The sequence below is a fragment of the Seonamhaeicola sediminis genome (assembly GCF_004358095.2).
Classification (GTDB): Bacteria; Bacteroidota; Bacteroidia; order Flavobacteriales; family Flavobacteriaceae; genus Seonamhaeicola; species Seonamhaeicola sediminis.
This window is the reverse complement of the sequence record NZ_SMZJ02000002.1, coordinates 186164-204515: the sequence shown is the minus strand read 5'-3', so window position 1 is coordinate 204515 and position 18352 is coordinate 186164. Positions and strand designations below refer to the sequence as shown.

General features: G+C 33.0%; 18 protein-coding genes. 2 read left to right on the top strand and 16 right to left on the bottom strand.

All coding sequences use genetic code 11. The annotated features are described in order from the left end of the window. Positions 1 to 18 precede the first annotated feature (18 nt). Positions 19 to 471, top strand: a complete 453-nt coding sequence (locus tag E1J38_RS03500) for a DUF3157 family protein (protein WP_133355826.1) — start codon at positions 19 to 21, stop codon at positions 469 to 471. Positions 472 to 652: 181 nt separating this feature from the next. On the opposite strand, the gene pheS is transcribed toward E1J38_RS03500, so the two are convergent. Together pheS and E1J38_RS03490 are read right to left on the bottom strand one after the other, a co-directional pair. After that, positions 653 to 1672, bottom strand: coding sequence for a phenylalanine--tRNA ligase subunit alpha (gene pheS, locus E1J38_RS03495; protein WP_133355827.1), 1020 nt, complete (start codon positions 1670 to 1672; stop codon positions 653 to 655). A 37-nt stretch (positions 1673 to 1709) separates the two neighbouring features. Beyond that, a complete protein-coding gene (locus E1J38_RS03490; RefSeq protein ID WP_133355828.1) occupies positions 1710 to 2066 on the bottom strand; it encodes a hypothetical protein in 357 nt (118 codons plus the stop codon). A 68-nt stretch (positions 2067 to 2134) separates the two neighbouring features. On the opposite strand from E1J38_RS03490, the gene E1J38_RS03485 reads away from it, so the two are divergent. Further along, positions 2135 to 2668 (top strand): CvpA family protein, encoded by a 534-nt coding sequence (locus E1J38_RS03485; RefSeq protein ID WP_133355829.1) that lies wholly within the window; start codon positions 2135 to 2137, stop codon positions 2666 to 2668. A 46-nt stretch (positions 2669 to 2714) separates the two neighbouring features. Here the strand turns inward: E1J38_RS03485 and E1J38_RS03480 are convergent, their stop codons facing one another. The 14 genes from E1J38_RS03480 to E1J38_RS03415 form a co-directional block, all read right to left on the bottom strand. Then, positions 2715 to 3344, bottom strand: a complete 630-nt coding sequence (locus E1J38_RS03480) for a carbonic anhydrase family protein (protein WP_133355830.1) — start codon at positions 3342 to 3344, stop codon at positions 2715 to 2717. Between the two features lie 25 nt (positions 3345 to 3369). Continuing rightward, on the bottom strand, positions 3370 to 5232 hold the full coding sequence (locus E1J38_RS03475) for a SulP family inorganic anion transporter (RefSeq protein WP_133355831.1): 1863 nt from the start codon (positions 5230 to 5232) through the stop codon (positions 3370 to 3372). Positions 5233 to 5302: 70 nt separating this feature from the next. Next, a complete protein-coding gene (locus E1J38_RS03470) occupies positions 5303 to 5980 on the bottom strand; it encodes a DUF2490 domain-containing protein (protein ID WP_439653974.1) in 678 nt (225 codons plus the stop codon). An 89-nt stretch (positions 5981 to 6069) separates the two neighbouring features. Continuing rightward, on the bottom strand, positions 6070 to 6858 hold the full coding sequence (locus tag E1J38_RS03465) for a universal stress protein (RefSeq protein ID WP_133355832.1): 789 nt from the start codon (positions 6856 to 6858) through the stop codon (positions 6070 to 6072). Between the two features lie 6 nt (positions 6859 to 6864). Further along, positions 6865 to 8457 carry a SulP family inorganic anion transporter gene (locus tag E1J38_RS03460; protein ID WP_133355833.1) on the bottom strand — a complete coding sequence of 531 codons (1593 nt, stop codon included), beginning with the start codon at positions 8455 to 8457 and terminating at the stop codon, positions 6865 to 6867. A gap of 92 nt (positions 8458 to 8549) precedes the next feature. Beyond that, positions 8550 to 8795 (bottom strand): hypothetical protein, encoded by a 246-nt coding sequence (locus tag E1J38_RS03455; protein WP_133355834.1) that lies wholly within the window; start codon positions 8793 to 8795, stop codon positions 8550 to 8552. A gap of 111 nt (positions 8796 to 8906) precedes the next feature. Further along, positions 8907 to 9665: a tetratricopeptide repeat protein gene (locus E1J38_RS03450; protein WP_133355835.1), complete on the bottom strand. Its 759-nt coding sequence runs from the start codon at positions 9663 to 9665 to the stop codon at positions 8907 to 8909. Between the two features lies 1 nt (position 9666). After that, entirely contained in the window at positions 9667 to 11439 is a 1773-nt protein-coding gene (locus tag E1J38_RS03445) for a BatD family protein (protein WP_133355836.1), read from the bottom strand. A gap of 27 nt (positions 11440 to 11466) precedes the next feature. Further along, entirely contained in the window at positions 11467 to 12330 is an 864-nt protein-coding gene (locus tag E1J38_RS03440; protein ID WP_133355837.1) for a tetratricopeptide repeat protein, read from the bottom strand. Between the two features lie 56 nt (positions 12331 to 12386). After that, entirely contained in the window at positions 12387 to 13424 is a 1038-nt protein-coding gene (locus E1J38_RS03435) for a vWA domain-containing protein (protein WP_133355838.1), read from the bottom strand. Positions 13425 to 13449: 25 nt separating this feature from the next. Continuing rightward, entirely contained in the window at positions 13450 to 14454 is a 1005-nt protein-coding gene (locus E1J38_RS03430) for a vWA domain-containing protein (RefSeq protein WP_133355839.1), read from the bottom strand. Then, positions 14454 to 16061: a BatD family protein gene (locus E1J38_RS03425; RefSeq protein WP_439653976.1), complete on the bottom strand. Its 1608-nt coding sequence runs from the start codon at positions 16059 to 16061 to the stop codon at positions 14454 to 14456. The genes E1J38_RS03430 and E1J38_RS03425 overlap by 1 nt, the downstream gene beginning before the upstream one ends. A 57-nt stretch (positions 16062 to 16118) precedes the next feature. Further along, a complete protein-coding gene (locus E1J38_RS03420; RefSeq protein WP_133355841.1) occupies positions 16119 to 16985 on the bottom strand; it encodes a DUF58 domain-containing protein in 867 nt (288 codons plus the stop codon). Positions 16986 to 17063: 78 nt separating this feature from the next. Further along, positions 17064 to 18065 (bottom strand): AAA family ATPase, encoded by a 1002-nt coding sequence (locus tag E1J38_RS03415; protein WP_133355997.1) that lies wholly within the window; start codon positions 18063 to 18065, stop codon positions 17064 to 17066. Between the last annotated feature and the right edge of the window lie 287 nt (positions 18066 to 18352).

The following is an 18352-nucleotide window of genomic DNA, read 5'->3' as shown; positions in this document are numbered from 1 at the left end:
GAATTATTTTTCCAAGTTATGAAGTCCATTGTTTATGCTTTAGTATTCCTATTTTCTTTTGTCAGTTTCTCTCAAGACAATCACATCGTTAAAACCGAAGACGGTCGTCGTGTACTACTCAAAGCAGATTTTACTTGGGAATATATTGATTTGGTAAAACCTCAAGCAACTAATCAAGCTGAAATTCAAAAAACGGAATCATCAAAAGAAACAGCCTGCAACCTACCTGTAGATTTTGAAGAACCTAAACTGAACCAAAAGATTCAGAAACAGCTCAAAAAAGGGCGTGCTACTATGGGTCATGTAAAAAAGAAAGTAGCTAAAGATTTTAAATGTGTTGTAGAGGATGTTGTTCTGTTGTCTGTTAAAGAAACTAAAGCAAGTGGTATCTATGATTTTTGTGTTAATGGGACCAAAGTTAGCTACAAGCGTTCAGGGCATAATGTTGCCAAAAAATTGAGGCTTTTTTAAGTTTTAGTTTGAATGACCTTTTCATTACCAAAGTCTAGTACAAGTGAAAGAAGTAAAGAATTAAAATGCTTATTTAAGCTCTATAAATATATTGATTAGTCAGTTAAAGGGCAATGACAAATTTCATATAAACCATTGATTCTGAGAGGTATAAAAATTGAAATTTCAAAAAAATCACAGCTTATAAAGCCGACTTAAACTGCTCTAGGAAACGCACATCATTTTCACTTAACAAACGAATATCCCCAATTTGATGTAATAACATGGCTATACGGTCTATACCCATACCAAATGCAAAACCAGAGTATTCTCTAGAATCAATCCCACAATTTTCTAAAACGTTAGGATCTACCATACCACATCCCATAATTTCTAACCAACCGGTTCCTTTGGTAATCCGGTAATCGGTTTTAGTTTTTAAGCCCCAATACACATCAACCTCAGCACTTGGTTCTGTAAATGGGAAATAAGACGGACGTAAACGAATCTCAGACTTCCCAAACATTTCAGTGGTGAAATATTGCAACGTTTGCTTTAAATCTGCAAAACTTACGTCTTTGTCAATGTATAATCCTTCCACCTGATGGAAAAAACAGTGTGAACGTGCCGATATAGCTTCATTTCTATATACTCTACCTGGAGAAATCGTTCTAATAGGTGGTTTATTATTTTCCATATAACGCACCTGAACTGAACTGGTATGTGTTCTTAAAAGTATATCAGGATTGGTTTGAATAAAAAACGTATCCTGCATGTCACGAGCTGGGTGATATTCTGGTAAGTTTAAAGCCGTAAAGTTATGCCAATCATCTTCAATTTCAGGACCTTCACTTACATTGAAACCAATTCGTGAAAAGATATCTATAATTTGATTTTTAACTATAGAAATAGGATGACGCGCTCCAATTTGAATAGGTTCACCAGGACGTGATAAATCACCGAAAACACCTTTAATCTCTTCCTTACTTTCAAGTTCTTCCCTTAGAGCTTTTACTTTTTCTTCGGCTGTTTTCTTCAGCTGGTTTATAGTTTGACCAAACTCGCGCTTTTGCTCATTTGCCACATTCTTAAACTCGGCGAAGTAGTCGTTTAACAATCCTTTTTTACCTAAGTATTTTATGCGGAATGCTTCTACCTCTTCTTTTGTTTGGGCTGAAAATGCTTCTGCTTCTGTAATGAGTTCCTTTAACTTATCAATCATGATATGAATTCAAAATAGACGGCAAATTTAATAAAAGTTAATCTATAAACTCTGTTTCTAAGAAATAGTTTACTATAGCCTCCTTCATGAGTACACTTTGTTCTCCCGCTTTTAAATGAGGTAATCTTTCCAACATCCTATAATGTGGCCAGCCATCAGGGTCTACAAAATCGAGTTCGTAATACCCATATGGACTTAGAAGTTTGCATATGGCAATATGCATAAGGTCTAGCTTTTGATCTTTTTTAAAGGTTCTGTTAAGCTGCCCTAATTCTTGAACACCTATTAGGTAAATTATGGCATCGAGGTCTAAAGTATCGCCATCGGCAAACTGATTGGAAAGTTTTTTAACCACCATTTCCCATCGTTCTTTTAACTGCTCGTCTCTAGACATACTAATTTTTAAGTTGCAAAGTTAATAAACTAGGTACTCTTATTTATATTTGTTTAAACAGAAAAATTATGGGTGTAATAGACATTGTTTTAGGGGCTTTGATTTTGTATGGATTTATTAGAGGTTTGAAAAAAGGCCTCTTTGTTGAAATTGCCTCTTTAGTAGCTCTGGTAGCAGGTGTTTATGGCGCCATTCACTTTAGTAATTTTGCAGCCGATTTTTTGGTTGAAAAAATTGATTGGGAACAAAAATATATTAATATTATGGCCTTCGCCATAACATTTGTAGTTATTGTATTTGTTATAGCCTTAGCTGGAAAAGCCCTAACTAAAATAGCAGATTTTATTTTTTTAGGGTTCTTTAATAAAATCTTGGGGGGTATTTTCGGAGCTTTAAAAATTGCTGTAATACTGAGTGTGGTTTTAATTGTTTTTGATAAGTTTAATAAATCCATTCCTTTTGCTGATGAAGATGATTTAGAGAATTCTGTTTTATACGCGCATGTAAAGGCTATTGTACCTATTTTCCTTCCCTATATTTTAGAATTTGAAAATAATGAGGCTACTGAGACCGATAATGATAAAATGAATAATGAGATATAAAAAAAAGCCGCTAACTAGCGGCTAATAAATACAAAATAAGTTTGGTTTAATCATAAAATTCGACAGCTCCTGTATTAATATTATACATGGCTCCAATGATTCTTATTTCACCATTTTTTTCCATTTCATCAAGAATAGGGCTTTCTTTATGAATTCTCTCAATAGTTAACTCTACGTTCTTTTTAGAAACGGTGTCTACAAAATCTAAATTTTTAGAGTTTCTTAAACTTTCATCTTTTGGTTCTGTTACAGCATTTACTGCTGGGGTTATTTTCTGAATAAGTTTAGTTAAATTACCCATTTCAGCATGATCACAAGCGCCTTTTACCGCCCCGCAACTGGTATGCCCTAAAACCACAATTAACTTTGTACCTGCCAACTTACAAGCAAATTCCATGCTTCCTAAAATATCTTCATTAACAAAGTTCCCTGCAATTCTTACACTAAATATATCTCCCAATCCCTGATCAAAAACTAATTCTGCTGAAACTCTAGAATCTATACAACTTAAAATTGTTGCAAATGGGAATTGCCCTTCTTTGGTGTCATTAACTTGTTCTAATAAATTTCTATTTGCTTTTAAGTTTTTTACAAATCTATCATTTCCTTCTTTTAAGAACTGTAATGACTTTTCTGGAGTCATAGTTGATTGAGTTTCTTGCGTGTGTGCTTTCATAATATTTTTATATTATTTAATTCAGTTAATATCTATCTTTTATATTCTCTTTTATCCATTTCATGCACTCATTAAAAGTGTCAAAAATATGTTCTTCTGGCACAAAATCTGGAATTATATCTATTCTTTCCATCATATAACGTGGCTGGGGTAGTAAATCAACAAATAAAAAATCTACACCTCGCTTTCTTAAATCCAACAATATATCTTCTAAAGTATATAAACCAGACTGGTCCATATACTGCATACGATCAAAACGAATGACAACGGTTTTAGCTGTATTGGGTATTTGAGCAGCTAACTGTTGGAATTCACTTGTTGAACCAAAGAACAAAGGCCCTTTAATATGTTTAATGAATACTTCCTCTTTTAAGTTTTCAGGGAAGCCCACCTCATCTGCCCAAGCTTCTTCTTTTAGCGGTTTTACATCAGAACGTTCTGCCGTTAGGTCTCCTATTTTTTTCATAAACATAAGAGAAGCAATGACCAAACCTATACCTACAGCATAAACTAAATTCCAAAAAGTAGACAGAACTAAAACGGTTAGCATAATTACTACTTCCATACTAAATTTAATGGGACCAATGCTAACATCTTTTGGTAAATTAGGGATGGCTTTTAGACCTTTATAATCCATAACACCAACACCAACAGTAACCAAAATACCCGCAAGAACTGCGGCTGGAATCTTTGAAGCTATTGGGCCTAAACCCAATAAAATGATGAATAACAATAAACCAGCTATCATACCAGATAGTTTAGTTTTTCCGCCCGAAGTAATATTTACAACTGTACGAATGGTTGCCCCAGCTCCTGGAATACCTCCAAAAACTGCTGCTATACTATTACCTATGCCTTGCCCAACCAATTCCTTATTAGGCTTATGCTTGGTCTTTGTCATGTTATCTGCAACTACACTAGTTAACAAAGAATCTATAGCGCCTAATAATGACAAAGTTAGTGCGGTAAAAATATAGGGCGTGAGACTACTTAACTTAAATTGGCTAAATATTTCAATATTTGGAATAGGTAAACCACTAGGAATTTCTTCAATTGGTCTATAATTTAAACCAAAACCAATAGCTATTCCAGACATAACGATTAACGCTACCAAAGTGCTAGGAATCACCTTAGTTATTCTTTTAAAACCATATATGATAATTATAGTGCCTATTGCTAATGCCAACTCCAACCATTTGATATTTAGTAAAGCTCTTGGTAACACTTTAATGGTGCCTAAAACCCCTGAAGCTTCTTTAACTGCAAGCGTTTTACTTTCTCTTAAGATATCTTCTTCTGTGATTTTTTCTGCCCGTTTAATAGTTTCTTTGAAATTTTCTAATACCAAAATACCTTCACCAGCTTCCTCTTTTAGAATGTTTTCCAATATAATCTCCTCAGATTGCGGTTTAAATTGATTCACAAAGTCTAAATCTTCTTTGGGATAATAACCCAATGATGGTAAAATTTGAGTAATGAGTATAATAACACCTATGGCGGTCATAAAACCAGAGACCACAGGATAAGGAATGTATCTTATGTATTTACCAAGGCCTAAAATACCAAGGCCTATTTGCATAAGTCCTGCTAACAAAAAAACAGTGAGTATTACCGGTAATGCCTTATTTACATCACCATCATTGGCAGCAATAATACTGCCAATTATTACCATACTAACAGCGGTCATGGGAGCCGTTGGTCCAGAAATTTGCGTATTTGTTCCTCCAAAAAGGGCTGCAAAAAAGCTAATAAAAATAGCTCCGTAAAGTCCTGCACTTGGCCCTAAACCAGAAGATACCCCAAAGGCCAATGCCAAAGGTAAAGCCACTATACCTGCCGTAATACCACCAAAAGCATCTCCTTTAATGTTAGAGAACAAATCTTTCATTATGATTGATTATTTAGTTGAGTTTAAAAGTGCACTAAAAAGGTAATGCTTTTAAAATTTTCTTACAAACCTAAAAATTCACAAAGGTTATTAAATTAAATTGGTCTCTTGCTCCTTGTTCAAAAAACTGGTTCATATAACCCGCTTCTACCCTTATGTTTTGAGACACATCATACCCTAAACCAGCATATACTCTATTCCTATCAAAAACTGAACTTTTGGTATTTAAAAATATTTCATTATAGGCGGAAAGATAAAGTTTACTGTTGTCTTTTTCTTTGTTTTTAAAAGGTATTTTAAAAGCTAAAAAGTAACGGAATCTCATTTTAAAATCACTTTCAATAAATCGTTGTTCAAATCTATATCTATGGGTCAATCCAACGTTACCTATTTTTTGTTTTGATATAAACTGCTCAAAAATTCTATGTTCATTAATTGATACTTTTTCATCTGAATCTCCTAAATAATTCTCAGAAAGTATATATCCATATCCCAACAACGCATCACTCTTACCTTGATTAAAAGTATAACCTAAACCTGTTCTTAGAAGAAGTTGTTCTAAATCTCCAATAGCATTGTAGTTTCGGTATTGAGCTTCGTTGTGTATATTCCACTTTTGGTCTAGTTTTTTATTGCCGATATAAATTAACCAATTGCCAAAATCACTATCCTGAGCATTAGTAAATAGTGGTAGTAAAAGGTATATTCCTAATGCTACCATATTTACTCTAACTAACTTTTTCTTCATTAACTTCTTTTATAATTTTTAAAAATGAATAGATACTCGGACGTCATTGAATACAATTAGCAAATGACAAAATCAATTTAATTGTTGAGCTATTTTCCTGCAAATATTATGGAAGTATTCATTTTGTTTAACAAGCTATTTAAATCTAAATATCCTGATTTTTTTGAAGTTATTGCATGCCTATTAACACACAAAAGATCAATGTTACTTTTAGCCATGTATTTGGACAGATTACTTAAAGCATTGTCATTTGGTTCAAAAACATACTCTACAAACTTATTATATTCAGAACTATTATTAGAGTCAGATTCACTAGCTTTTGAAATTTTAAAGGCCTTTATGGGTTTTTGGGATATTGTCATTAACTTTTTTACCAAATCTTCAAGAGGTTGTTCTAGGTTATTTAACACACCTAACGACATGTCTTCATCATATCTTAACACATGTTTGTTAGAGGCTATAAGCACTATTCCGTTATGTTTTTTAAGGATAAAACTAGTAAGTTTATCACCAACTAACTTTAATGAATTAAGTTCCTTTTTACCTAAAACTATTATATCGGGATTGGTATTATTTATATGTTCTTCTACTACTTGTTTCACATTACCATACGTTAAGGAATAATTTATGTTCAAATCTTTATCAACAGATTTTATAACATTTTCAATGTGACTTCTACTTTTTATATAATCTCTGTTGATGTTTCGCATTGAAGAAAGCTGATTCTCGTTTTTAACAACGTCAACAGGTTTTTTTACATATAACAAATCAATATGACCTCCAACCATTTTAGCTAAATTAGCAGTAGTTTTTATAATGGCGTCAGAACTTTTATTTAAATCTAAAAGCGCCAGTATTTTATCTGCTTTATTTTTCATGCCTTTTTAACTTAAACTTAAATTGGATTTTGGTCTGGTTCTAAAGAACTCCATAAAACTTTCTGGGTTTTCTACCACGCCTCTTTTAGATACTAATTTTATATCTATATGTCGTTCTTTTGCTTTTACTGCAAAGTCATCTAAAATCTCAATAACATCATTATCTAGGTATCTTGTTTTCATCAGGTCAAGTTCTAAATAGGTGTCTCTTGGTAAGCTATCAAGTTCTTTTAAAATAGCTCCTTTGTTGAAAAAGGTTACTTCTTCAGCAAGAGACATCTTTATTTTGTGTTTTCCGTTACTCTTGTCTTCAATGTGAAGGAAGTGTGAATTTTGATAGCTTTTTAACAATATAACTATTATACCAACTCCAAGCCCTAGACCAATACCATAAAGAAGGTCTATAAATACAATTCCAAAAACTGTGACTGTAAAAGGAACAGACTGCTTCCAACCTAGGTTATACATTTGTTTAAACAGCTTTGGTTTAGCCAATTTGTAACCTACCACTAGTAGAATAGCGGCTAACACAGATAAAGGAATCATATTTAACAACTTTGGTATAACAATGACCGATATTAAAAGGAAAAATCCATGAATTATGGCAGACATCTTAGAAACACCTCCCGATTGTATATTGGCAGAACTTCTAACAATTACCTGAGTAATTGGTAAACCTCCAATTAATCCAGATAGGATGTTACCGGTACCTTGAGCTAATAACTCTCTATTTGTAGGTGTCACGTTTTTATGAGGGTCTAATTTATCTGTTGCTTCTACACAAAGTAAAGTTTCTAAACTTGCAACCAAGGCAATTGTAAAAGCTACTATCCAAACCTCTGGTTGTGTAATCACACTAAAGTTTGGAAAACTAAACTGTGCAAAAAACGAACTTGTGTCTTCAGGTATTGGAACCGTTACCAAATGAGATTGAGCTATAGCTAAGGCATCATTTGATTTTGTTAATGTGTAAAAAATAATACCCACAACCACTGCTACCAATGGTCCTTGAATTAATTGAAATATTTTTGCCTTTTTGGTGAGCACTTTTTCCCATAATATTAAAATACCTAAACCAATTATTCCTATTAATGCAGAACCAGGCGTTATGTATTTAAGCGTTTTAAAAATATCTGAGAATGTATTTTCTCCATCTACTTGAAAAAAGGCAAAATCACCTTCGGGATTGGCATCATAACCAAAAAAATGGGGGATTTGTTTCAGTATAATAATAATACCAATACCTGTTAACATACCTTTAATAACGGAAGAAGGAAAGTAATAACCAATAACTCCTGCTCTTAAAACGCCAAAAAGTAATTGAATAATCCCTCCAAGAACGACAGCTACCAAAAAGTTTTGGTAACCTCCAAGCGTTCCTATTGCTGTTAATACAATAGCTGCTAATCCTGCAGCAGGTCCACTAACACCAATTTTAGAGCCACTCAAAGATCCTACTACAATGCCTCCAATAATTCCTGCTATTAATCCAGAAAAAAGCGGAGCACCACTTGCTAATGCAATACCCAAACATAAAGGTAATGCAACGAAAAAAACGACAATACTTGCCGGTAAATCATTTTTAATTGTTTTAAACATATTATAAATAACTTTTACCTACAACAACACGGTTACAGGTGATTAAAATTTTTTGAATTAAGACTAAACAACAAGTCTCTTAAAAGCCAGATTTATAATATGATTACTTCGGGAGGAGGAGATATAATGTTTAGATGAGGTTTAGAATATGAATTAAAAATATATTCTAATTCACTTTCGGGTTTGAAGCTAGAAAAAACAGTTTCGGGACAAGGGCTTTCAAATAAAAGTTTTTCAGCATCTTTACTCTTTTCACTACCCTTTTCTTCTTCTTCAGAGTAAGTATAAAAAATTGAGATGTCTACAGAATCATCTACCAACGTAATGATTGTTGGCATTGTTAAAAAGGCCAAAAATATTATTGATAGTAAAATTGAAATGTTTTGTCTAGACACCTGTTTAGAGCTTTGGTAAATAACAAATATATACTTTTTATTGTATATTTTGCTCTAAAACTCATTTATCAACTTAATGTCTTCAGAAGCTACCCATCCTGTTTTACCATCAGATAGTTCAATTTTCTTCCAATTGTTATAGCTGTTAACCACCTGGACTTTGGTGCCTTCGTGTAGTCTAAACACCTCTTCACTTCTCACATTTGGGTCACTTTTAACTTTTGCCTCCTGAGAAAAGATGATAGCTGGATTATCTTTTTTGTCTAAATTATACTTATGGAATGCAAATGCTAAAGTTACGCACACCAAAAATAGTGATGCCAAACTACTTATAAATGTAAGACGTTTTATTAGTGTTGAAAATGCAAAATAGTAAACCAAAAAGAGCAGCACAAAACAAAATACTAATACTACCGATACCTTTGCCCAACTATCAAAACTAAAGCTATTTGTAATACTTTTTACTAATTTTGAAAATCCAGTGTCAGGAACAACATCAATGGCATCAATAGTCATGTTTCTTGCAAAGGCAATGTTGTTATTTATATCCTTATCATTAGGATTTAATTGTAATGCCTTTTCATAAAAGTAAATACTTGGTGCTATGTTATTTAATTTATAATGAGCATTCCCTAAATTAAAATATAGGTCTGCCGAATGGTTTTCACTTTCTAAAATAGCCATATATTTATCAATAGCTTCAGCATATTTACCTTCGTTATATAGTGTGTTTCCCTCTTCAAATAACGATTGGCTTTGAGCTATCACCATGGAACTAAACAAAAACGATATTATATAAAAAATAGCTTTCATTTTAACGCGCTTGTTTATCAATTAAAGAAATGGTTCTTGCGGCTTTTTCATAATCATCTTGCATTGTTACATTGTCTATTGGGGTATATCTTGCCAACTCACAACTTTCAATAATATTTATGAAATCACCTATCACAGCTTTCTCAACTTGCTTATCTTTTAAAAGTTGTGTAATACGGTCTTTACTAAACTCACTAGTTTCAATATGTAACTTTGCTTTTAAGTAGTTGTGTAATGCTTTTTCAAGTGCTATATAAAATAACTCCTTCTGTCCAAGTGATTTTTTTGCACCCTTCAAATATTTTCTAGCTAATCTATCTGCCTTTCTTATTTTGTTACCATAAATATCAGCATCTCTACTAGCCTTTCTTTTTCTAATCACAATAGCCAACGGGATTGCCAAAAATGGCAGTAAAAGCATTGTCCAGAAGGCATTCGTTTTAAAGAAATATGACGTGGTTATGCTACTAAAACTAGTTTGTGTTTTAATGAACGAAAACTGATCTCTATTAAGCACTACCACTTGTTTATTGTTATTAACTGAAGTAGTATTAGAGTCTGAATTACTTGATAATGGACCGTTGAGCACATTAATCACAATTTCGTTTGATGAAAGTCTTTTGTAAGATTCTGTTTTTAAATCGAAATAAGAGAATGAAACACTTGGTATTGGATATTTGCCCTTGTACTGAGGTACAACAGTATAACTATCTGATATACTGCCTTTCATTCCAGATAAATTGGTACTAACACGTTCACTATGTTCAGGCTCATATACTTCTAATGAGCTTGGTAAAGATACTTTTGGAAGTTTAAATAATTTTAAGTTTCCTTTTCCTGTAACTGAGACTTTTACCTGTAAAGACTCTGTGGCATCCAGTTCTGTTTTTGAGCTACTAACATTTAAACTAAAATCTCCAACAGCTCCAGTAAAATCTTGTGGTTTTCCTATTTCTGGTAAGGGTTTTACATTGATAACTTGATTACCAGCAGAAATAGTTCTGCTCACCCGGGTCATAAGTCGGCTACCAAAAATATCACGTCTGTTGGTGGGTACTCTTAAAGAAACGTCTAAAGTTAAAGGCTCAAGATTTAATTTGCCTGTTTTTTGAGGATATAGTACTGCCTTTTTATAAATGACATATCTGTAATCCTCACCTTTGTAAGTTGTATTTACAGCTTTCTCATTATGAACATCTAAATTCTGGCTCCAAAAATCATTGTATCTTGGGCTATCTAATTCGTTCCAATTGTCAACGGCTATTTTAGGTGACACATATAGTTTGTAGACAACTGTGATAGCTTCGTTTAAATAAGGATTAGTTTTTGAAACTTCAGCTACCAAGTGTATATTCTCTGCGGCAACATAATTAGGGTCGTTTGGATCTTTTGGTACTTCAACAGCTGCAGTTACTTCTACTTTAACTGGTGTGGTTTTATAGATTTCGCCATCAATAGTAATAGAGGCTTGCGAGATAGTAAATGTTCCCCGCTGTTTAGGCGCTAAAAAATAGCTATAGGTTTTTTTATAAGTTCTAACACCGTTAACCCAAGAGTTACTAACAGATTGGTTTGGCCCACCAACAACAGTGAAGTTTGAAAAGCTTGGAGGATTGAAATTATCCCCGTCTTTATTCATTTCAAAATCAACACGCAAACGCTCATTAACTCCAAGTTTTTGTTTACTAACCTTTGCCTCAAATTTTACTTGAGCCACAGCAATACTTGAAATAAATAACAGTACTAATATTGATATGTTTTTAACTAACTTCATGCTTCCTACTTCAGTCTTATAACCTTATTACCAGTCTTTATCTGTTTTTATTTTTATTCCTTTTTGCTTTTCAGCATTCATTTTTTCTTGAACTTTTTGCTCCTGATTATTCATAGCCTCTAGTAAGTTCTTTATTTGTTGCGGAGACATTTTTCCTTGTTGTGGTTTAGGAGGTTGCTTCTTTTGATCATCTTTTTCATCGCTTTGTTTTCCCTTGTCGTCTTTTTCATCCTTAGGATTGCCTTGGTCATCTTTTTTATCATCTCCTTCTTTTTCCTTTTGCTCGCCGTTATCTTTTTCTTGTTCTTTATTATCGCCGTCTTCGTTCTTATCTTTATCCTTTTGGTCTTTATTATCCTCTTGGTTTTCTTGGTCTTCTTTGTTTTGCTCGTTGTTCTTATCGTCTTCGTTTTGATCTTTATTCTCCTTTTCGTCTTTGGCACATTCTTTTGCTAATGCTAAGTTATAACGGGTTTCATCATCAGTAGGATCGTTTCTAAGCGCACTTTTAAAAGCTTCAACAGCCTCTCTACATTTTTTGTTTTGCATTAAAATATTGCCAATGTTATGAAATGCTTTATGCTTTTCTTTTTTTGATGCACTTTTGTTGGCAGCTTGCTGATGACGGTACAATGCTTCTTCGTAATTACCTTTATTATAATAGGCATTCCCTAAATTATAGTGACCTTCAACAGAGTTTGGATTTTCAGAAAGGGCCTTTCTGTAGGAGGCTTCACCTTCAATGAAATCATCTTCTTCCACCAAATTATTACCTTGGTAAACATAATTATTAGCTTTTTTTAAAGCTAATAGCTGCTCTTTATCTTCTTTTTCTTGAGCAAAAGATATAGATACAAATAAGGTCGATATTATAATTACTAAACGTTTCATTTGTGTATTCTACTTTCTAATATATAAAACCTTGTATGTTTAATTCGTTAAATAATTTATAAATTCTCATTAAACAGGTTGAGCTTTTTTAACCATGCTGTTTTGCGTTCTAACAGGAACACATCTAGTAACAAAAAGAAAATCCCAAATCCTAAAAACCATTGAAATTGGTCTTTAAAATCGGCAAATTGTTTGGCTTCAAACTCGGTTTTATCCATGTTGCTTAAAATTTCCTTAATGTCTTCAACCACATTCTTGGTTATTTTTCCATTAATGTAGGCTCCATTTGCTTCTTTAGCAATTTCTTGAAGCATTTCCTCATTCAAACGCGTAATAACTGTTTCACCCTCATTATCCTTTTTGTAGTTGAGAACTACCCCGTTTCGTTTTATAGGAATGGGGCCTCCTTTCACATCACCAACCCCTATTGTAAAAATTCTAATACCTTCTTCACTGGCTTGTTCTGCAACTGCTGCAGCTTCCTCGCTGTGGTCCTCACCATCTGATATAATAATGAGCACTCTATTGGTTTGTTCTTCATTATCAAAATAGGTAGTTGCCAGTTTTATAGCCTCGCTAATAGCAGTTCCTTGAGATGACAACATATCGGTATTCATGCCTTGCAAAAACATTTTAGCCGAAGCATAATCTGTTGTAATTGGCAATTGTGGAAATGCCCTTCCTGCGTAAGCTATTATACCAACACGATCACTGGCCAGATTATTAATTATTTGTGTGACCAATTGTTTTGCTTTTTCCAATCGGTTTGGTGCAACATCCTCTGCCAACATACTTTTTGAAACATCAACTGCAAAAACAATATCAACCCCTTCACGCTTTACGGTTTCCAACTTAGTACCTATTTTAGGATTTACCATGGCAAGTACTAAACAAACAAAAGCTAAGCTTAAAACAACCGTTTTTAATATTGATTTGAAAAGCGATTTGTTAGGACTCAATTTTTTTAGCAATGCTTTGTCTGCAAAGTTGCGTTGTGCTTTGTGTTTCCATATTTGAAGCACCAAAAAGAACAGTATGATCACCGGAATAATCAGTAATGCCCAAAACCATATTTTTTCTTCTAATTGATACATTCTTGTTGTTTATTTGTTTCTTGTATTAAACAAAGCTTCTGAAAACGGAGAATCTCATCAGTAATTCTAACAATAATAACATTCCTGCCAGCAATACCAATGGCCTGTATTTTTCTTCGTAATTGTAAAATTTAAACTCTTCTACTTCTGTTTTTTCTAGTTTATTAATCTCTTGATAAATTTCTTCTAACTTCTTATTATCTGTAGCTCTAAAATATTTGCCACCAGTGGCTTGAGCTATTTCCTTTAGTAATTCTTCATCAATATTAACTTGGATACGGCTATATTGAAAACTTCCATTAGGCAATTGTCTTATGGGAGAAAGTGCCATACCGTTAGTTCCTAAACCAATGGTATAAGTTTTAATCCCATATTCCTCTGCTAATCCACTTGCTGTTATTGGGTCTATAAAACCGGCATTATTTTCACCATCAGTTAGTAAAATAATGACTTTGCTTTTTGCTTTACTATCTTTTAATCTATTAACTGCCGTTGCCAACCCCATTCCAATAGCGGTTCCTCCTTCAATTATATTGTTGTACTGAATTTCTTTTAGCGACCTTAAAACAATGGCCTTGTCACTTGTTATGGGTGTTTTGGTATAACTTTCTCCAGCATATTCCACTAAACCAATACGGTCATTTGGCCTTCCTTTTATAAATTCTTCAGCAACATCTTTTAAGGCTTCTAGCCTGTTAGGTAATAAATCTTTTGCTAACATACTAGCTGAAACATCTATAGCCATGACAATATCAATGCCTCTAGTGGTTTTGGTTTTTGTAGATACATCAACCGCTTGAGGTCTTGCTAAAGCCGTAATCAATAGGGTTAATGCCAGAAGCCTTAAAACAAATAAAAAGTGCCTTAGTTTTGGCAACCAAGAGTTGGTTATTTTAAAACCCTTTAAACTTGATATTCTTAACTCTGCCGTTTGTTTTTTATGCTTAATAATATACCAAAGTATAGCTAGCGGTAAAACCAAAAGCAACCAAAACCATTGTTTATTTAAAAATTCTATGCCTTCTAACATTAGCTTTGTTCTTTTTTAAGTTCAATAGAATTTAAAATACGTTCTATTATTTGGTCTGCATAATCATCATTATCTGGGTAGGTTATAACTATTTGCTGTAATACATTTTCGGCCGTAAAATGAAGCAAAACATATTCTGCTTTTTGTTGCTTTTTAGTAATAGGGTCTACTACAGTAAGTTTTCCATGAGTTTTCAAACCTTCTGCTCCATTAGGGGTCATAAATTCATCACGAAGTACCGTAATATTTTGAGCCCCTTGAGCTTCCATCCCTTTTATACTTCCTTCTGAAATGGCTTCTAAGTTAATTTTATTTTCACCGCTATTTGGAAACTTGGTTGTGTTTACCATAACACTAAAGGCATCCAGTAGGGTTCCATACATAAAGGTGGTCATTTCGGTTTTATCTTTAACTTCATCTGAAACAGGAAGTTCAAAACGCTTTAAAACTTTAGGGGTTGAAATGTTTATTGGTGGAAAGCCATATTCACTTGTTACCCATTCGTTTTCCAATAATTCTTTACTATCATGACCAATTAGGGTGTCTTTTACATAATCGAAACCATATTTGACAGAGAAACCTGCTATTGTTGCCATTAAAAGGAAAACACTTATTGCAACTGTAATTATTACTTTTTTGCGTTGTTTTTTTCGTTCTAATTCTTTTCTGTATGTTTCATCTAGTAGTTTTTCTTCTTCAGTTGGTTCAGGTAATACTTCTTTAACATGATCAATTTCTGAATCAATTGTCTTTCTGTCTAGTTCTGCCAAAGCAATATCGGGAGCTGATTTTGCAAACTTCACTAAATCTGCTCGCTTTAAAATACTTTCAATATTCTTAATGGTTTCGTTACTTAAATTTATTTGATTACCTTCTTTTAGTAATTTAAGTCTAGAAATCAATTCATCGGTTGTACTTTCTAAGGAATGATCATAAACTTTTTCGTCTAGATATTTTCTAATGATTAGAGTTAACTCAGAATAATAGGTCTTTAGTTCTTCATGTTCTAAATAATGGCTTTCATCCAATTTCTGTAAAGCCAATTTAGCCCTATCATAAGGTGGCAAGAGTGCTATTTGCTCTGCTTCTGTTAATGGTTTTTTACGCCAAATAAACCACCATAAAACAGTTCCTATAACAGCTAAAATCAAAAGTGAAATCAAAACATATTTCCACCAATTCCCCCCCTTTTTTTTAACCTCAATAATTGGTTTTATATCATATAAACCTTGTTTTGTAGTATCTACTAAAATGTTGTTAACTTCAACTTTTAGTGAATCTGTTAAAAACGTTTTGTCTGCAATTACTATTTTTTGAGGCGGGATGGTATAAGTTCCAGAATCAAATTGTGTTAAACCATATTTTTTGATGAGGTTATACTTATCCTTATTTTTTAAAGTGTCAATATCATAAGATTCTATCATTTCTAGCGGTGCAAAAGTTTGTCCTTCTGGAAAAACCACTAAATTGGTTGTATCTGTTTCAACTAGAATTTTGTAAGTAATTTGCTCGCCAATTTTAATGGAAGTAGAATCGATTGAAGAAGAGACTTGAGCTAACAAGATGTTAGAAAAAAGGAACAAGGCAAAAGTTAGAGTACCCAACAATGCTTTATTCTTTTTTTTAATGTTATTAAACTTTTTGCTTATCACTTTTAACTTTAATTATCCTCTTCTTTTAAAATATCCTAATAGCTTTTTAACATAGCTTTCATCAACTCTACAATCTATAGTTCCAGCACCTGATTTGGTGAAACTCTCTTTATAGTAATTTACTTTATCACTGTAGAATTTACTGTAATTAAGCCTTACTTTTTTTGATGCAGTATTCACTAACATCAACTCACCAGTTTCTTCATCTAACATTTGAACCATGCCTAAGTTTGGGATTTCCTCCTCCCGTTTGTCATAAATTCTAATTCCAGTAACATCATGTTTTCCAGAAACAATTTTCATGGTGTGATTATAAGCATCCGCAATAAAATCAGACATTACAAAGACAATGGCTTTTTTCTTCATAACATTGCTTAAGAACTTCAATGCTTCTGCAATGTTAGTTTGTTTGCTTTCTGGTTCAAATTCTATGAGTTCACGAATGATTCTCAACACATGAGATCGTCCTTTTTTAGGTGGAATGTAAAGTTCTACTTTGTCAGAAAATAAAATCAATCCAATTTTATCATTATTTAGAGTTGCTGAAAATGCTAAGGTTGCCGCAATTTCAGTAATCACGTCTTTTTTAAATTGTTGCGATGTTCCAAAGAATTCAGAACCAGAGACATCAACCATAAGCATCATGGTCAATTCACGCTCTTCTTCAAAAACTTTTACAAAAGGTTCATTGTAACGCGCAGTCACATTCCAATCAATGTTTCTGACATCATCACCAAACTGATACTGACGTACTTCACTAAAAGTCATACCTCTCCCTTTGAAGGTAGAATGATATTCGCCCCCAAAAATATGATCAGACAACCTATGTGTCTTAATCTCAATTTTCCGTACTTTTTTTAGTAATTCTTTAGTATCCATTTTTCAATTGTCTATTGAATATTTATTATTGATTATTGAGTTCTAATAATCAATTGGCAATTATCAATTGGGCAATTTTTAAGGTACTTCTATTTCGTTTACTATTTTATTGATGATATCTACTGAAGTAACATTTTCGGCTTCAGCTTCATAGGTAATACCAATTCTATGTCGTAATACATCATAAACCACAGCTCTAACATCTTCTGGGATTACGTATCCACGACGCTTGATAAAGGCGTAACATTTAGCAGCAACAGCCAAATTGATACTTCCACGAGGTGATGCTCCAAAAGAAATCAATGGTTTTAAATCGGCTAGTTTGTATTTTTCAGGATATCTTGTGGCAAAAATGATATCCAAAATGTATTTTTCAATTTTCTCATCCATATAAACTTCTCTCACAACTTTTTGAGCAGTGAGAATTTGTTGGATGGAAACCACTGGATTTACTTTTTCAAATCCTCCTTTCAAGTTAGCTCTAATAATAAGTTGCTCTTCGTCAATTTTAGGATAGTCAATAACTGTTTTTAACATGAAACGGTCTACCTGAGCTTCTGGCAACGGATAGGTGCCTTCTTGTTCTACCGGGTTTTGAGTAGCCATTACCAAGAAAGGTTTATCCAAAATAAAAGTTTCATCACCAATAGTCACTTGTTTTTCCTGCATTGCCTCTAATAAGGCTGATTGCACTTTTGCAGGCGCTCTGTTAATCTCATCTGCCAACACAAAGTTTGCAAAAATTGGTCCTTTTTTTATTGAGAAATCGTTCTCTTTTATATTGTAAATGAGGGTACCAACAACATCGGCTGGTAATAAATCTGGTGTGAACTGTATTCTACTAAAACTCCCGTCTACGGCTTGAGAAAGCGTGTTAATTGCTAATGTTTTTGCAAGCCCGGGAACACCCTCTAATAATATATGTCCTTGCCCTAGTAAGCCAATAAGCAAACGTTCAACCATACCTTTTTGGCCAACAATTACTTTATTCATTTCCAGCATCAGTAAATCAACAAAAGCACTTTCTTTTTCAATCTTCTCGTTAATGGTCTTAATATCAATTGTACCTGTTTCTTCCATCATTTTTTATTTTTTAAAAGCCCGAATATAGTAAGCTTGATTGAGTGTTGCAAATTGTTAAATTTTTTAGTGAATTGTTGTTAACAATTGGTTAAAATATTAAGTAAAATTTTGATTGTCCGTTTAGTGTTATAACATATTATTTTCGTCATGCCGATCTTGTTTCGGCATTTCATACTGTTTATAAATCAACTCTTTATGATGTAATCCTGAAATAAATTCAGGATGACGTGCAATTTTATGAATGATTATGAATATTCAATAGAAAATAAACCTTTTACAGAATA

What these genes read in the sequence shown, in the direction of transcription:
- E1J38_RS03500 (WP_133355826.1), top strand. Translation starts at nt 19, where the DNA reads ATGAAGTCCATTGTTTATGCTTTAGTATTCCTATTTTCTTTTGTCAGT.
- pheS (WP_133355827.1), bottom strand. Translation starts at nt 1,672, where the DNA reads ATGATTGATAAGTTAAAGGAACTCATTACAGAAGCAGAAGCATTTTCA.
- E1J38_RS03490 (WP_133355828.1), bottom strand. Translation starts at nt 2,066, where the DNA reads ATGTCTAGAGACGAGCAGTTAAAAGAACGATGGGAAATGGTGGTTAAA.
- E1J38_RS03485 (WP_133355829.1), top strand. Translation starts at nt 2,135, where the DNA reads ATGGGTGTAATAGACATTGTTTTAGGGGCTTTGATTTTGTATGGATTT.
- E1J38_RS03480 (WP_133355830.1), bottom strand. Translation starts at nt 3,344, where the DNA reads ATGAAAGCACACACGCAAGAAACTCAATCAACTATGACTCCAGAAAAG.
- E1J38_RS03475 (WP_133355831.1), bottom strand. Translation starts at nt 5,232, where the DNA reads ATGAAAGATTTGTTCTCTAACATTAAAGGAGATGCTTTTGGTGGTATT.
- E1J38_RS03470 (WP_439653974.1), bottom strand. Translation starts at nt 5,980, where the DNA reads ATGAAGAAAAAGTTAGTTAGAGTAAATATGGTAGCATTAGGAATATAC.
- E1J38_RS03465 (WP_133355832.1), bottom strand. Translation starts at nt 6,858, where the DNA reads ATGAAAAATAAAGCAGATAAAATACTGGCGCTTTTAGATTTAAATAAA.
- E1J38_RS03460 (WP_133355833.1), bottom strand. Translation starts at nt 8,457, where the DNA reads ATGTTTAAAACAATTAAAAATGATTTACCGGCAAGTATTGTCGTTTTT.
- E1J38_RS03455 (WP_133355834.1), bottom strand. Translation starts at nt 8,795, where the DNA reads ATGCCAACAATCATTACGTTGGTAGATGATTCTGTAGACATCTCAATT.
- E1J38_RS03450 (WP_133355835.1), bottom strand. Translation starts at nt 9,665, where the DNA reads ATGAAAGCTATTTTTTATATAATATCGTTTTTGTTTAGTTCCATGGTG.
- E1J38_RS03445 (WP_133355836.1), bottom strand. Translation starts at nt 11,439, where the DNA reads ATGAAGTTAGTTAAAAACATATCAATATTAGTACTGTTATTTATTTCA.
- E1J38_RS03440 (WP_133355837.1), bottom strand. Translation starts at nt 12,330, where the DNA reads ATGAAACGTTTAGTAATTATAATATCGACCTTATTTGTATCTATATCT.
- E1J38_RS03435 (WP_133355838.1), bottom strand. Translation starts at nt 13,424, where the DNA reads ATGTATCAATTAGAAGAAAAAATATGGTTTTGGGCATTACTGATTATT.
- E1J38_RS03430 (WP_133355839.1), bottom strand. Translation starts at nt 14,454, where the DNA reads ATGTTAGAAGGCATAGAATTTTTAAATAAACAATGGTTTTGGTTGCTT.
- E1J38_RS03420 (WP_133355841.1), bottom strand. Translation starts at nt 16,985, where the DNA reads ATGGATACTAAAGAATTACTAAAAAAAGTACGGAAAATTGAGATTAAG.
- E1J38_RS03415 (WP_133355997.1), bottom strand. Translation starts at nt 18,065, where the DNA reads ATGGAAGAAACAGGTACAATTGATATTAAGACCATTAACGAGAAGATT.